General features: G+C 40.0%; 11 protein-coding genes. 10 read left to right on the top strand and 1 reads right to left on the bottom strand.

What is annotated here, in order from left to right:
- The first annotated feature begins 15 nt into the window (after nucleotides 1-15).
- The 10 genes from gorA to phnW all read left to right on the top strand — a co-directional run bounded on the left by gorA (nucleotide 16) and on the right by phnW (nucleotide 14,371).
- On the top strand, nucleotides 16-1,371 hold the full coding sequence (gene gorA / locus N483_RS16410; RefSeq protein ID WP_023399850.1) for a glutathione-disulfide reductase: 1,356 nt from the start codon (nucleotides 16-18) through the stop codon (nucleotides 1,369-1,371).
- 91 nt (nucleotides 1,372-1,462) lie between these two features.
- Nucleotides 1,463-2,665, top strand: coding sequence for a site-specific integrase (locus N483_RS16405; RefSeq protein ID WP_023399849.1), 1,203 nt, complete (start codon nucleotides 1,463-1,465; stop codon nucleotides 2,663-2,665).
- A complete protein-coding gene (locus N483_RS16400) occupies nucleotides 2,658-4,361 on the top strand; it encodes a hypothetical protein (RefSeq protein ID WP_023399848.1) in 1,704 nt (567 codons plus the stop codon). Before N483_RS16405 ends, N483_RS16400 begins: the two co-directional genes overlap by 8 nt.
- A gap of 9 nt (nucleotides 4,362-4,370) precedes the next feature.
- A complete protein-coding gene (locus tag N483_RS16395) occupies nucleotides 4,371-6,458 on the top strand; it encodes a hypothetical protein (RefSeq protein WP_023399847.1) in 2,088 nt (695 codons plus the stop codon).
- A complete protein-coding gene (locus tag N483_RS16390) occupies nucleotides 6,451-6,888 on the top strand; it encodes a hypothetical protein (RefSeq protein WP_023399846.1) in 438 nt (145 codons plus the stop codon). Before N483_RS16395 ends, N483_RS16390 begins: the two co-directional genes overlap by 8 nt.
- Before the next feature lie 143 nt (nucleotides 6,889-7,031).
- Nucleotides 7,032-7,457 carry a hypothetical protein gene (locus tag N483_RS16385; RefSeq protein ID WP_023399845.1) on the top strand — a complete coding sequence of 142 codons (426 nt, stop codon included), beginning with the start codon at nucleotides 7,032-7,034 and terminating at the stop codon, nucleotides 7,455-7,457.
- Between the two features lie 140 nt (nucleotides 7,458-7,597).
- Nucleotides 7,598-7,882, top strand: a complete 285-nt coding sequence (locus tag N483_RS16380) for a hypothetical protein (protein ID WP_023399844.1) — start codon at nucleotides 7,598-7,600, stop codon at nucleotides 7,880-7,882.
- Between the two features lie 27 nt (nucleotides 7,883-7,909).
- Nucleotides 7,910-9,859: a site-specific DNA-methyltransferase gene (locus N483_RS16375; protein ID WP_023399843.1), complete on the top strand. Its 1,950-nt coding sequence runs from the start codon at nucleotides 7,910-7,912 to the stop codon at nucleotides 9,857-9,859.
- Nucleotides 9,859-12,768, top strand: a complete 2,910-nt coding sequence (locus N483_RS16370; protein ID WP_023399842.1) for a type III restriction-modification system endonuclease — start codon at nucleotides 9,859-9,861, stop codon at nucleotides 12,766-12,768. Before N483_RS16375 ends, N483_RS16370 begins: the two co-directional genes overlap by 1 nt.
- A 511-nt stretch (nucleotides 12,769-13,279) precedes the next feature.
- On the top strand, nucleotides 13,280-14,371 hold the full coding sequence (gene phnW, locus N483_RS16365) for a 2-aminoethylphosphonate--pyruvate transaminase (protein ID WP_036976426.1): 1,092 nt from the start codon (nucleotides 13,280-13,282) through the stop codon (nucleotides 14,369-14,371).
- 65 nt (nucleotides 14,372-14,436) lie between these two features.
- Here the strand turns inward: phnW and N483_RS16360 are convergent, their stop codons facing one another.
- Entirely contained in the window at nucleotides 14,437-15,129 is a 693-nt protein-coding gene (locus N483_RS16360; RefSeq protein ID WP_023399840.1) for a UTRA domain-containing protein, read from the bottom strand.
- Nucleotides 15,130-15,133 lie beyond the last annotated feature (4 nt).

Here is a 15,133-nt window from a genome sequence, read left to right as displayed (position 1 = left end):
AGAAGAGGAAAGATTATGGCTCAACATTTTGACTACATTGCTATTGGCGGTGGTAGCGGTGGTATTGCATCAGCAAACCGAGCGGCAATGCGTGGCGCAAAGGTCGCCCTTGTCGAAGCAAAACACATGGGTGGCACCTGTGTGAATGTCGGCTGCGTCCCTAAAAAAGTAATGTGGCATGGCGCACAAGTTGCCGAAGCCATTAAACTGTATGCACCAGATTATGGCTTTGACGTTGAGCTAAAAAACTTTGATTGGGCTAAATTGGTCGAAAGCCGTGAAGCATATATCGGCCGTATTCACCAAGGCTACAACAAGTACCTTGCCAGCAATGGCGTGACCGTGATCAACGGCTTCGCCAAGTTTATCGACAACAAAACCATAGAAGTCAACGGTGAACAGTATACCGCCGATCATATTTGTATCGCAGTAGGCGGTCGTCCAAGCATTCCAAATATTCCGGGCGCAGAGCACGGCATCGACTCAAATGGCTTCTTTGAACTCAATGAACAACCTCGTCGCGTTGCCGTCATAGGCGCAGGTTACATCGCAGTTGAATTGGCTGGTGTGTTGCATAGCTTGGGAACTGAAACCCACTTATTTGTCCGAAAACATGCCCCGCTGCGTAATTTTGACCCCATGATTGTTGAAACCCTCACCGAGGTGATGGATAAAGAAGGCGCAACATTGCACACCAATGCCACACCAAAAGCATTAGTAAAAGAAGCAGACGGTTCAGTCACGCTGCAACTTGAAAACGGCGAGTCTCACACTGTTGATCAAGTTATTTGGGCAATTGGCCGAGAGCCTGTGACAGATCTCATTAACCTTGGCGCGACTGATGTAGAAACCACTGAGAAAGGGTATGTCAAAGTCGATGAGTGGCAAAACACCTCAGTGTCTGGCATTTATGCGCTGGGTGACATTATGGAAGGTGGTATTGAGTTGACGCCTGTGGCTGTTAAAGCTGGCCGAATGCTGGCAGAGCGCCTGTTCAACCCAGAATTACCAAATGCTAAAATGGACTACAACCTAGTACCTACCGTTGTATTCAGCCACCCACCGATTGGCACCATTGGCCTAACAGAGCCTGAGGCAATCGCTCAGTACGGTGAAGATAACATCAAGGTTTATAACTCCACCTTTGCAGCTATGTATACAGCGGTTACACAACACCGCCAGCCATGTCGCATGAAGTTAGTTTGCGCAGGACCAGAAGAAAAGGTCATCGGCCTACACGGCATCGGCTTTGCCGTTGACGAAATGATCCAAGGCTTTGGCGTTGCCATGAAGATGGGCGCAACCAAAGCAGACTTTGACTCGGTCGTGGCTATCCACCCAACAGGCTCGGAAGAGTTTGTTACTATGTAGATCTTTTTATGGAAAACTAAACCTTAGATTTTTATAGTCTGGAAAACTGAACTACCCTCATTAAAGACTTATCTTTTTTGAGGGTATTTTTATGGTTTACGTAGTTGAATCATCACCAGTAAACGTTCCAAGAATATACCCAAAAGTATCAACAGAAACTCCTCCTATTTCACTGAAAGGCTTTCCTACTTTTTATAGTTCCGACCACCAATACTTGATGCCTGTTAACCTATGGATGAACTACCTAGTAAATCTTCGGAAATCAAAAGACTTAAACTCTGCAGTACGAGCAATCAAAAGGTACTGGCAGTTTTTGGAAGCAAAACAATTAAGGTGGGATGATTTTCCTGCTATGAAGTACCTACGCCCGACTTACCGCTTTAGAAATGATGATTTACTCAGCAGTGCTCGAAATGGTGAAATTCAGTTTTCTACAGCATCTTTGTACATGCTTCATGTCATCAAATTTTATGAATGGTGTATTGCCCACCGACTCTTGCATGTGACAGAGCATGCTAAACCATTTGAGTATGAGTTAGTTAAGGTGCAAAACCAGGGGACAATGAGACATCTAAACCCACAATTTCTTGTAACAAGTACAGACCTACGCATTAAGGTTCCCAAACGCGCCCACATTCAGTCATTAAACCCATTAAGTAAAGAGAATACTCGTCTTTATGCCTCTGAATTAACAAACTTTAGCATTGAGTTTGTATTACATCAGTTGCTGCAAATTCACTCTGGGCTAAGAATTAATGAAGCTTGTACTTTTCCACAATCTCTTGCCCTCAATGAGCTAAATACAGGCTTATACTCTGAAGTTGTGATAGGGCCTGCGAATGGCGTTACTACGAAATATAGTAAAGAGCGAAAAGTAGAAATCCCAGCAAAGTTAGCTGTTTTACTCCACTCTTACGCAACATCTATTAGGCGAAAGAAGCGCCTAAAAGGTAAGGAGAGCCCATTTCTACTCGTTACAAAAAATGGTACTCCATTCAACGCAAATAACGTACAGCAATCCTTCCGACGATTGAAAAAAAGCATAGAAGTAAAACATTCCATGGCTTTTAAGCATAGGACTCATGATCTCAGAGCAACCTATTGTACCTACCGGCTGTCATCATTGCTTGAACATGGGCTGCAAAAGAATGCGGTGCTCCAAATGATGGCATGGATGGGGCACAACAGCGAAAGTACTATCTGGAAATACGTAGATTACCTTGAGAGAGAAAAGAGCGTTCAGGATGCCACTAGTTTCTTAGACCAGATACTAGAAGAGGCAGTATATGAATGAAATATCACACCACCCAGAATTGGTAGTAAGCCTCAAAGTTGGTATATCTAAATATCAGTCATTTGACTTCAATCGATTTCGCTACATTGGAGTTCCCCCAAAAAAACAAATTGAAAAGTCAAAACTCGCTAACCGCGACAAGTTAGTTCACAAGTGGGTAGATACCTTGGGAAGAAACCAAGAATACTCTGACAAGACGAAGTTTGGTTATTTCCATGATTTAACTCGATATGTAAGTTTTACTGACAGCCGGATGCTCAACCCCGAATCAGAGGAGGCTGCGAATGCTTGGGAACAGCATCTCATTGAAAAAGTTAGGCTAGGAAGCATGCAAGTCAATACAGCACAAAAGCATAACAGTGCAATCCGTTGCCTGTTAAAGCTCTTAGGCTACCCCGTCGAGAAATGGTTCTCACCTCATGGTCTATTTCGCCGAGAGTCAAATCCGACAGAAGCTTATTCAGACGCAGAACTAAAAACTCTTCTGAGGCTTATCCAACCACTGTTTAATCAACTTTTTAAACAGATTACATCCGATTTCCCTCTCTACCTAAATGCCCAGCCAAGAGATAAATGTGCGTCTATCCAGCTTAAAGGGCGCAATTGCCAAGTCGCAGGGGCCATAACCAAGTGCTTTACACTGGGATACTTCTTAATGTCGTACTACACATGGGGAAATAGCACTACCATTCTGAAAATGAAGAAATTTAAGCAATCTGATCTGAGCCAGAATATCGTATATTCTCAAAGCGTACTAAAAGCCAGAGCTAATAAGTACGTGACCATCTCGATTGGTGAAAACAACAGTCAGCATGTGCCTAAACATGCATTGAGGTTTATTCACAAGCTTCTCGAACTAAGTAACCTAATCGCACCGAATAGCGAACATCTGTTTTTCAAAGTCAGTAGAGGAAAAGCTTCTCCCCTTGAATCCTCAAACCTTCGTGACATAACTAATTGGTTACTTGAGTACTTCAACCCCATAGATGATTACGGAAAACCACTGCGGCCAATGGCTAAAAGGTTTAGAGCTTCAGGTAGTGCTCGTTACTTAGATTTGACGGGAGATGCTGTTGGGGTAGCTAGTCTATTAGGTAACACACCCCAAACATTAAGTCGTCACTATACAACAGGTAGTCCTATAGAAAACAAAAAGCAGCTTCAGGCTGCTGCCTACACACTAGAAGCTGTTGCTCGTTGCTCTGACGTAGCTGAGTCAAAAAATTATGCGAAACAACAATTGGATATTGAGGTCCTGCCATACGAGGAGTTCCTAGAAAAATACTCACTTTTTAAAAAGAAACCACAAGCGACAATCATAGGCTCTGGTTGCAAAGACCCTTTTGGTGCTCAAGCTGACAATTACAGAAGAAAAATGAACTTCAGCCCAAAAGATCTCGATGTCGAGCACCTAGCCTGCTCAGATATTCTGAAATGCTTTAGCTGCCCCAACCAAGTGATTCTTGAAGAAGTCGAGGATATTTGGTGTTTGATGAGTTTTAAGGAGGCGGTTAACGACTCTCTTGCAAATCATGCAAATCGACAGCAATTCGAAAGAAACTTTCGAGACTTAATAGACAAAATTGAATTAGCTATTTTTAAGGTCGATCCTTCTGTACGCCGAAAGGCGCAAAATAAGCTCAATAAAGAAGGGCGACATTGTTTATGGCCGGAAGGAATCAATGATCTATTTTAGGAGTTAGCTATGAGAGTCTTACTAGAACTTCCAAATAATAACGTGCTAAAAGAAAATCAAGATGGGTACCTAAACGTACTTGAACTATACAAAAAAAACGATTTATTGCACCTTTACAAAATCCCAGTGACTAAGACATTCTCAGGTTCTATTGTCAGTTACTTTGGCGACGAAGAGTGGGATTTAACCGCTTATGTTGATAGAAAAATCACAAACAAATATAAAATAACATTTAACGAAATATCATCTCAATCTCTTGCTAACGAGTTCAAGTTGATCTTTTTTATTTGGATATACACCCCTGCAGGGCAGCGTCGAACTTCACCACTAAAACCTACTTCTCTCATAGCAATTCATAGTAAGTTGACACAAGTTTATAAGTACCTAGATAAGTTAAAGTTAGATAGTATTTCAAATCTATCCCACCCTGTTCTTTTTTATGAATTTTGCAATTATATTAAAGAGCTAGAGTACAGTTTTATAAGTGTTCAGCACATATTTTCAGTACTGGGGAAAATACAAGAATCATCAAAATATTTACCTTTTGCACTCGAAATACCTACTGATCAAGGTTGTGGAGAGTTAGCTTCCGAATACTGCTGCCCTTCAAAAAGTAAATCAGACCAATTCTATGCTATGCCCACATCCGTGATGGAAAAAATATACTCATGGTGCATTAAGTTTATTGAAGAACTACACCCACATAAAGAGCTTTTAAACGAATTAGCCTCTGAACTGAGGCTTAACTACACAATGGGTAAAAAGAGCATAGATAAGAAAATAGAATCAGGTACTTGGCCATGGTTGAGTTATGACTCACCGAATTACCGTATTGAAGTGAATAAATCCAAACCTGTGCCATACAAGCTCATAATTGAGTCATTTTTAATTGGTTCACCTCTAGAAAAATACTGTATCCCATCAGTCGCAAGAACACAGGGTTGGTTCAGCAAAATATTAACAGCCTGCTATGTTCTGTGTGCAGCATTCACAGGCATGCGAAGAAATGAATTGTATGGACTCCACTCAGATAGCTTCAAAACTCGAATATTCAATGGCAAAACAATTTACACGCTTCAGTCTTATCATCACAAAATGACCCAAGGTAGAGGACAGCTGACAGAATGGGTCACGTCTCCAATTACAAAGAAAGCAATTGAATTAGCTGAAGCTTTAACTAGACATATGCGAGTCGAATTATTCTCAAGCCCTAACCCAATGAAAAACCATGAAGCTAGCTGCCTTTGGATTAATCAATCCAGGAAAAGTGAAGAACCAAAATTAATGTATGAAGGACACTTGAGGGCTAACTTCGATTGGATAGCTAAAGAAGCTGGCGCATTAATTGACCAGCAAGTCTTGGATGAATTTAAACTTATCAACCCAAATAGGAACCCTCTGCACGCTGACAAAAAAATTCAAATCGGCAAGATTTGGCGAATTACAACTCATCAATTTCGACGAACCTATGCCGTATTCGTTCGACGACATAACCTTTGCTCACTTACTGCTATTAAAGAGCAATTCAAACATCTCGATATACCCACTACTGATTGGTACGGAGAAGGGAGCGCTTCAGCAGCATTGCAAGGGATACAGAAAGACAATGAATTGAAAGAACTAATTAGCTCAGTCGCAAATGAAGTAATTATTGATAATGTGTACCGCTGGTTCAATTCTAATGAAAAGCTATATGGAAAAAGAGGCCTCGAAATAATGAAAGAGCGCCGTTCAATTCCATCAGACTTAAAAACTAGAGAGCAAATCCAAGAGCTTGTTGAAAAGGGCATAATTGATTTAGTTGGAACACTGCACTCATATTGCCTTGCAGGTTATGAATGCCGCATGGATAAATTAGCCTCCACAGCAAGCTGTTTTCAATGCGAAAACCAATTAATTGATGAAGAAAAAGCCCAAAACTGGATTCACCGACATAAATGGGCAACTGAACAAATCATTTATTTAGATTCAATTAATAGATTAAACTCTTCAATCGAAAGTCATTACATAACACAAATTCGTGCCACAGAAAGAGTGATGCACTATTTTAAGATCCCTTTTAAAAAGTTTGATTTCAAGGATATCGAAAATGAGTAAATCAAATATAACAAAAGTAAAAATCGAGGAGGCACTTAATCGGATACTACAAGGCCATCCAAGAATAATACATTCATCACAAAAGCTATCAGTAAAAGCAGTTGAAGAAGAAGCAGGACTTGGTAGCGGTTCAGTCTATTACTATCCTGAGCTTGTCAGTATTATAAAAGCGCATACTTTAAAGACACAGAAAAAAAGCCAAAATAACTCACTGTATGAAGAAAAAATATCATCTCTACAGAAGAAATTGAAAAACGAGAAAAGGTTAAAAGAAAAATATCGTTTGGAGATCATAGAGCTAAAATCCCAACTGAGTAGTATGGCGAGCCAACATAACCAACTCGCATTAATTATCCAGCAATATCAGTTCAAAATTAATGAGTTAGAAAATTTGGATAAAGTTCACCGAATAGAGAACAAGGATCGTTAACGGAGCAATAATATAAAGGCTTAAACACTATCTCTATAGCCGCTAAACACCTTTTTTATACAACTTCGTTCAGCTGAAAAAGTTATGGATTATTTTGAGATAAGTTACACTCCTTACAAACCTGAAATCGAGATCAGACAGATTTGAGTAAGTCAGAAAATACAAGATTAGAGCTTCTAAACGCCATTGACAGGATACTTTCTGGCAAAACCATACGTGTTGATGCAAAACGTGGGCTAAGTGCAATAGCTGTTGAAGAGGAAGCCAATCTCGGTAACGGCTCTGCTTACTACTATAAAGACGTAATCGAAAAAATTAAGCAGCTAAAGTCAAATGCAGCTACAAAAAAACAAGCACAGCAAAGCTCTGATGTAACTAAGTTACGAGAAAAACTTGCTAACGAAAAACGGCTAAAAGAAAAATATCGTGATGAATTAGCTAGGCTCAAAGAAGAAATGTCACTGATGGCTGCTACCCACAACGCCCTCGCATTATCTAACCATCAGTTTCTTAAAAGAATAAATGATTTGGAATGCGAAAACCATCTACTCAAAGGTGAGAAAGGTTAACCTAACCTTTCAAAGCGACATGGTAAATAAAGTATTAAACAGTCCATCTTTTATATAACCATTTATAAGAAAAATGACAAAACTACAGTTTTGACACAATATTTGATATCGTGTCGAAAATAATTATTGAGTGAGTCAGGATGATTTCAGGGTTAAATGGTGGAAATTACATTCTTAGCTCTATGGCGAAAGAAAGAGTTAAGAACGGTATTCTAGATCAGGCGCAAGTTGTTGGCTGCAAAGGTGAATACACGGTCGTATTTAACGGTATGGAGTGGAGTGGTGAGCCACTCGTATTGAGTAGTTCAAGGCAGCCTTATGAGGCTCGTATCTTCAAGAGCTTAGACGGTGCTATCGCTGAGTTATTGCGTATTGGGCTTACAGAAGCATCTATTAAAATTACAGCTAAATCAGACAACGACTAATCACAAATCATTGAATTTGGAACAAAGATGAACATTAAAGAAGAAACAGTATATTCAAACGTTGAGACAGCCAATAGCAAACAGCTTGCGATTCTCAAGAAACACTTCCCAAATTGCTTTGATCGTGATGGTAACTTTATTCAAGAGCGAATGCTTGAGGTGGTCAATAATAATGAAATTGAACTCTCAAAAGAAAGTTATGCGTTGAACTGGTTGGGTAAATCATACTCTCGTTTGTTGGCGAACTTACCACCTATAACTCTGATTAACGCAGATGTAGAGCACAACTCCAAAGACAAGCATAAAGACAGCAATAATTTGCTTATCAAAGGCGATAATTTAGAAGTGCTAAAGCATTTGGTTAATGCCTATAGCGAGAAGGTCAAGATGATCTACATTGACCCTCCGTATAATACTGGTAAGGATGGGTTTACTTATAATGATGATCGTAAATTCACAAAAGAGCAATTGTCTGAACTTGCAGGTATTGATGAGGATGAGGCTGCACGGGTTCTTGAATTTTCTGACCAAGGTTCAAGCAATCACAGTGCTTGGTTAACCTTTATTTATCCACGTCTATACGTTGCCCGTGAGTTAATGAGTGATGATGGCGTCATTTTCATCTCTCTTGATGATAATGAGCTTTCACAACTTAAAATTATCTGTGATGAAATATTCGGAGAAGGTAATCACTTGGGGAATGTGGTTTGGAAGAACGTTACAGATAATAACCCTACAAATATTGCAGTTGAACACGAATATATTGTTGCATTTGCCAAAAACAAAGAAAGATTAGAAGGTGAGTGGAAATCGGGTATTTCAGACTTAAAAGAATACTTGCTGAGTGTTGGTGAAAACTTGATTGATCAAAATGATGGTCAAGAAGCTTTACAAGCGGCTTATACAAATTGGTATCGTCAAAATAAATCTCAACTTGGTGCTCTTGAAAACTACAAGTTTATTGATAAACAAGGTATTTACGCAGGTTTAAGAGGCGTACATAACCCGGGGAAAGAGGGTTATAGGTATGACATCATTCATCCTGAAACTGGAAAACCTTGTAAGCAACCTTTAATGGGCTACCGATTCCCTGAATCAACAATGAACCAGATGATTGCTGACAAAAGAATTATATTTGGTCAAGATGAAACAAAACTTGTTGAGATTAAGGTTTATCTTAAAGACTACCAAGAGAAATTTAGCTCAGTGATTTCTATGGATGGGCGTTCTGGCTCTAATGAGTTACGTGAATTATTCCCAGAAATGAAGAAAGCTTTTTCAAACCCTAAGCCAACGCAGCTTCTTGAAAAACTGATTTCTTTCTCGTGTGGCCAGTCAGGCTTGATTTTAGATTTCTTTGCTGGCTCTGGCACGACGGCAAATGCAGTGGCTGAGTTAAATTATCGAACTGATTCTACTTACCAATTTCTCACGGTCCAACTTGATGAAGAGAACAAGAAAGACTCAGAAGCATATAAAAACGGTTATAAATCTATCTTTGATATTACTAAAGAGCGCTTAACAAGAGTAAGTGAATCAACCAACCAGGGCTTTAAAATTTTTGAAATAGTCGAAGATTTCCGTATTGAAGAAGATGATAAGGAACTAGCCTTATCCAATCTTACTATGTTCGATGATGTTCTGCTGACTGATGAACAATATCAAACCTTGCTTACCACCTGGGCTTTGTATGATGGAAGTGAGTTAACGACCCCTATTTGCGATATTGATCTCGATGGTTACACAACACATCTGTGTGATAGACGCTTGTATATGATTGCACCTGATTTTAGTAGTAATGCGCTCAAAGCGTTACTTCACAAACTTGATGATACGGATGACAAGGATTTTGACCCAAACAAGATTGTTTATTACGGCAACAACTTTGACAGCGTTAAGCAGATGGAGCTGAACGAAGCACTGAAGAGCTACGCAAATAAGAAATCTATCGAGATTGATGTGGTGGTACGTAACTAATGAGCAAAGGATTCACTTTTGAAAAGAATCTGCCTCACCAAAAAGCAGGTGTTGACGCAGTTCTTAGTATGTTTAGAGGTGCAGAACCACAATTCGATCACGACCAAAGTGTACGGCTTTTAGCGAATCCAGAACTCGTTATTACCAAGCCACAGCAACGTTCAAACATAAAGGATATTCACGAGTTTAATGGTATAGAGCACAGCAAAGAACATTACAACGAGAATAGTAATGTTATTGATGTTTCGATGGAAACGGGTACAGGCAAGACCTACACCTATACCAAAACAATGTTCGAGCTGAACAAAGCTTTTGGTATCAACAAATTTATCATCATTGTACCAACGCTTTCGATCAAAGCTGGTACGGTGAACTTTCTTAAAAGTGATGCGCTCAAAGAACACTTTAGAGAGACAGATCGTGAACTTAAAACGTATGTTGTTGAAAGTAAAAAATCATCTAAGAAAAACACCAAATCGTTTATGCCTCAAGCGATTCACGATTTTGTAGAAGCAAATAATTACAACAAAAAATACATTCACGTAATGGTGATTAACTCAGGAATGGTTAACTCCCCATCTTTGACGGAAGCATATGACCGTGGCTTATTGGATAACAGGTACAACACACCGATTGAAGCAATTGGTGCCGTCAAGCCGTTCGTTATCATTGATGAACCGCATAAGTTTCCTAAAGCAAAAACAACGTGGAATAACATTGAAAAGTTTAATGCTCAAAGCATCATCCGCTATGGCGCAACGTTTAACGAGGATTACGAAAATCTTGTCTATCGTTTAACGGCCGTTGACGCATTTAATGATGATCTCGTTAAAGGCATCAATACCTTTATTGAGGAGATGGTCGGTGATGATGTTGCTAGCTTGACGCTCAAAAAATCGACTACAAAAGAGGCAAGTTTTGAGTTAAATGAAAATGGTACAAAGAGCACCATCAAAGTTGGTAAAGGTGAATCATTAGCCAAGGCTCACACTGAAATTCACGACCTATACATAGAGTCGATGAACACAAAAATGATCGTTCTGAGCAATGGTGTTGAGTTAAAAGTCAATGAATCAATCAACCCATACTCATACTCAGATACGCTTGAAGATAATATGATGCGTAGGGCGATTAAAGAGCATTTCAAAGTTGAGAGAGAAATGCTGACACAACGCCCACGAATCAAACCTCTGACTCTGTTTTTCATAGATGACATCGAGGGCTATCGTGACGGAAATAACATCTCTGGAAGCTTGAAAACCAAGTTTGAAGAGTGGACTTTGGCTGAAGCTAAGGCACTACTAAAAACTGAAACAGATGAGTTCTACAAGCGCTATTTGGAAAGAACTATTGCTGATATAAGTAGCGTTCACGGCGGTTATTTCTCGAAGGATAACAGTGATAAAGACGAAAAAATCGAGCAAGAGATTAATGAAATTTTGCACGATAAAGAGCTCCTTCTATCTTTAGATAACCCTAGACGATTCATTTTCTCGAAGTGGACGCTTAGAGAGGGCTGGGACAACCCAAACATCTTTACCCTTTGTAAGTTACGTTCAAGTGGTAGTACAACCTCAAAGCTTCAAGAAGTGGGGCGAGGCTTACGTTTGCCAGTCAATGAATATATGGCTCGTGTAAATGGTGGGTTTAGGCTGAACTACTTCGTAGATTTTACTGAGAAAGATTTTGTTTCCTCTCTAGTTCAAGAAGTGAATGAGACATCATTCAAAGAGACTGTCCCATCTAAGTTGACTCAAGATCTTGAGGATAAAATTTTATCTAAATACCCTGACCTTGAAGCTTTGGATTTGATGATGGACTTACTTGGAAAAGGGATAATCGACAAAAGTAAAAACTTACTCGGGGCAACGGCTTATACGCAGTTAAAGGAGTCGTATCCTAACGCTTTCCCTAGCGGTGTTAAGAGCGGAAAAATCAAAGTTGCCACAGAGGGGAAAACTCGTTCTAAAATGCGAGTTGGTAAGTTTGATGAGCTAAAACAACTGTGGGAAATGATCAACCAAAAGGCAGTGTTAGAGTATAAAATTGCTAGCGAGAATGATTTCCTAAAGCTCTTCACTAACTTTCTACTTGAAGAGTCTGACAAGTTCAAAAAGGCTGGGGTTCAAACTCGTAGAGAAAAATTGTATATGAGCAATGATACGGCAATGTCAAAAACAGTATTTGGTGATGATGATGACTTCACTAAGCTCTGTACTATGACCTACAAAGAGTTTGTTAATCGCCTATCACAAACTGCATTTATCAAACCATCAACACTGCACAAAGCATTTGTTGCAGTGCAAGGCACGATTGATATTACTGATTATTTGAACATTCAAACCATCAGAAAGATAAAATCAGGATTTAGTAAATTTTTGTTGCATAACTCATTTAATAAATTTGGTCTTGGATATAACATCATCTCCAACAGCCTACACCCAACTAAATTTACAGATAAAGCTGGCCAAGCTCTGAAGGACGTTGCTGCAAGTGATCTCGGTATCCATTCGGATCATTCTTTGCCACCACTGGATAGCTATCTATTTGAAGATGTGTTTTATGATTCTGAGCTGGAAAAACTAAATATCACCAATGGTGAAATTGAATCTGTATCAGTGTTTACAAAGATCCCTAAAAACTCAATAAAAATTCCTGTAGCAGGAGGTTATACTTACTCACCTGACTTTGCCTATGTAGTAAAGACCAGTGAAGGTGAGTATTTAAATTTTATTATTGAAACCAAAAATGTTGAAGGAAAAGATACTCTTAGGAAAGAAGAAGAACGTAAAATTGAGCACGCTAAAGAGCTGTTTAACGAGATCAGTAAAGGTGTAAAGGTGGAGTTCAAAACTCAGTTTGCTGACGATGTCATTTATGACCTAATCAAGCAATCTGTTAAGGTTTAAAAAATATTTCTAGGGAGGCTAAGCCTCCCTATTCAGGGTTGATTTAAGTTGTTAAAAATTTCTTCTGTGGTCAATTCTACTTCTGGAAAATAGTTTTCCAGACCTCAAAAAGTTCCAAATTTAATTGCGATTTTTCACTTTTTCTGGAAACTTAATCTAGACTAGATGGTATATAGCTTTCCAGATTGTTTCCAGAGTCAAATGTACAGAGTATCAGAGTACTATGAGATAACTCCCACAGCCAAACTACAGAGCGCGGACGCCAAGTACCGCGCTTAATACTCTATACCACGCCCTTCAAACACTTTATCAACCGCTATTCAGCCGAGTAAATATAAACATTATTCACTGTCACAGCTCACGTCTCGCTGCAATCACCTCACCTCACTGCACTGAACCCTCGCAATTCCACATCCCTATATGACATTTCTATTAAACGTTATTACGGCATATTGTCTAAATGAGTTCCTCACCCTACAATCTGGTCTAGACCAAAATAAAACAAGTTAAAATTATGAATCACTACTTATTGTTAACGCCGGGCCCTTTGACTACATCCGAATCCGTAAAAAAGGCCATGTTGAAAGATTGGTGTACTTGGGATGATGATTACAACCTTGATGTTGTACAAAAAATTCGCCAGACCTTAGTTGCTCTGGCAACACCTTCAAACGATTACTCTAGTGTATTGATGCAGGGCAGTGGTACAGCATCTGTCGAGTCTGTATTAGGCAGTGCGATATTGCCTGATGACAAACTACTGGTGATCAATAACGGTGCCTATGGCAAACGTATGGCAGAGATCTGCCAAGTTCTCGGGTTGAACCATGAGGTATTGTCATTTAAAGAAACACAGGCACCTGACTTAGCACTTATCGCTGACACTTTGGCACAAGGGCAGTTTAGCCACTTAGCCATGGTGCACTGCGAAACTACCACAGGCATGCTAAACCCACTCGAGCAGGTTGCTAAGCTGTGTAACCAACATCAAGTGCGTTTTATTCTCGATGCCATGTCGAGCTTTGGCGGGATTGACATGGACGTAGCTGCGCTCAATATCGAGTTTTTAATAAGCTCAGCTAACAAGTGTATTCAAGGCGTCCCTGGGTTTGGTTTTGTGATTGCTAAACGAGCTGCAATAACGCGCTGTAAAGGGAATGCAAAGTCGCTCAGTCTCGATTTATACGATCAATGGCATACCATGGAACATGCCAATGGCAAATGGCGTTTTACTTCTCCAACCCATGTTGTAAGAGCCTTTGCCCAAGCGCTGATGGAACTGGAAGAGGAAGGTGGCGTATCAGCTCGACAAGCCCGTTATACACAAAACCAACAGCTTTTGTGCCACGGCATGCAAGAACTTGGCTTTAACGCTTTACTGCCGACCGACATGCACTCGCCCATCATTACATCATTTTATTCACCGACCGAGCCTGAGTATGATTTTAAGCGCTTTTATCAGGCCCTTAAAGCGCTTGGATTTGTGATCTACCCTGGCAAAGTCTCCGATGCAGATTGCTTTCGCATTGGCAATATCGGGGAAGTATACCCTAAAGATATTGCCCGATTGTTGTCGGCTATTGCGCAAGCAAAATATTGGTAGCACATCAAAAAAGGCCGCAGTTGCGGCCTCTTTCAATCTTAGTATTTGGTAAAATTTACTGACTGTTATTTACTATCCACTTCAATTTCTATCGTACTGTGCACCCAGTATTCCAAATTATAATCTATTAGTTTATCCAGTTGATTAAAGCGCTGACGAATGATCTTCAAACACAGTGCCCCTTTATTGACATTAAGAAGCTCAGCTTTGTCATCCGGTATTGCGGTCACAATCAAGCTACTGCGTTCATGGGTCACATTAACCCCATAATCTTGCTCAAATATGGTGGTAATTGAGCCCTCTAGCGGCTTATGTTGTAAGTCATCAAATTGGGATGCAAGGCAGTATATTTCTTCTACCATCACAGGCCGCTCATCCAATGAACGCACACGACTTATCCTATGAAACTCACCCGGTGGACCAAGTTCAAAAGCATCATTGATCACCTCACTTGCGGCCGTAGTTTCAAATGAAACCAGCTGAGTTAAAGGCGTAAAGTGTTGCTCTTGGGCCAATTGATAAAAGTTGACCTTTTTAACTGGATCCCACTTTAATCTTGGTGGGCAAATAAACCAGCCCTTGCGATTTTGTCGATAGATAATCCCCTCCGCTTCGAGCCGAGTGAGTGCCTCTCTCACCGTAATGCGTGTCGAGTTAAATTTTTCCAACAACTCGCGTTCTGAGGGGAGCTTTTTAAGCTCGGAATGTTCCGCAATCAGTGCAAATAAATATTGCCGAATTTCTTGATAGAGCAGCATAGGT

This window comes from Pseudoalteromonas luteoviolacea NCIMB 1944 (genome assembly GCF_001625565.1).
GTDB classification, from domain to species: domain Bacteria; phylum Pseudomonadota; class Gammaproteobacteria; order Enterobacterales; family Alteromonadaceae; genus Pseudoalteromonas; species Pseudoalteromonas luteoviolacea_F.
The sequence above is the reverse complement of the archived record's forward strand: the minus strand, read 5'-3'. Positions and strand labels throughout refer to the sequence as shown.

Bases quoted from the DNA above. Each gene is read 5' to 3' on its own strand.
- N483_RS16360 (WP_023399840.1), bottom strand. From the start codon at position 15,129: ATGCTGCTCTATCAAGAAATTCGGCAATATTTATTTGCACTGATTGCG.
- N483_RS16390 (WP_023399846.1), top strand. From the start codon at position 6,451: ATGAGTAAATCAAATATAACAAAAGTAAAAATCGAGGAGGCACTTAAT.
- gorA (WP_023399850.1), top strand. From the start codon at position 16: ATGGCTCAACATTTTGACTACATTGCTATTGGCGGTGGTAGCGGTGGT.
- N483_RS16400 (WP_023399848.1), top strand. From the start codon at position 2,658: ATGAATGAAATATCACACCACCCAGAATTGGTAGTAAGCCTCAAAGTT.
- N483_RS16380 (WP_023399844.1), top strand. From the start codon at position 7,598: ATGATTTCAGGGTTAAATGGTGGAAATTACATTCTTAGCTCTATGGCG.
- N483_RS16395 (WP_023399847.1), top strand. From the start codon at position 4,371: ATGAGAGTCTTACTAGAACTTCCAAATAATAACGTGCTAAAAGAAAAT.
- N483_RS16370 (WP_023399842.1), top strand. From the start codon at position 9,859: ATGAGCAAAGGATTCACTTTTGAAAAGAATCTGCCTCACCAAAAAGCA.
- N483_RS16405 (WP_023399849.1), top strand. From the start codon at position 1,463: ATGGTTTACGTAGTTGAATCATCACCAGTAAACGTTCCAAGAATATAC.
- N483_RS16375 (WP_023399843.1), top strand. From the start codon at position 7,910: ATGAACATTAAAGAAGAAACAGTATATTCAAACGTTGAGACAGCCAAT.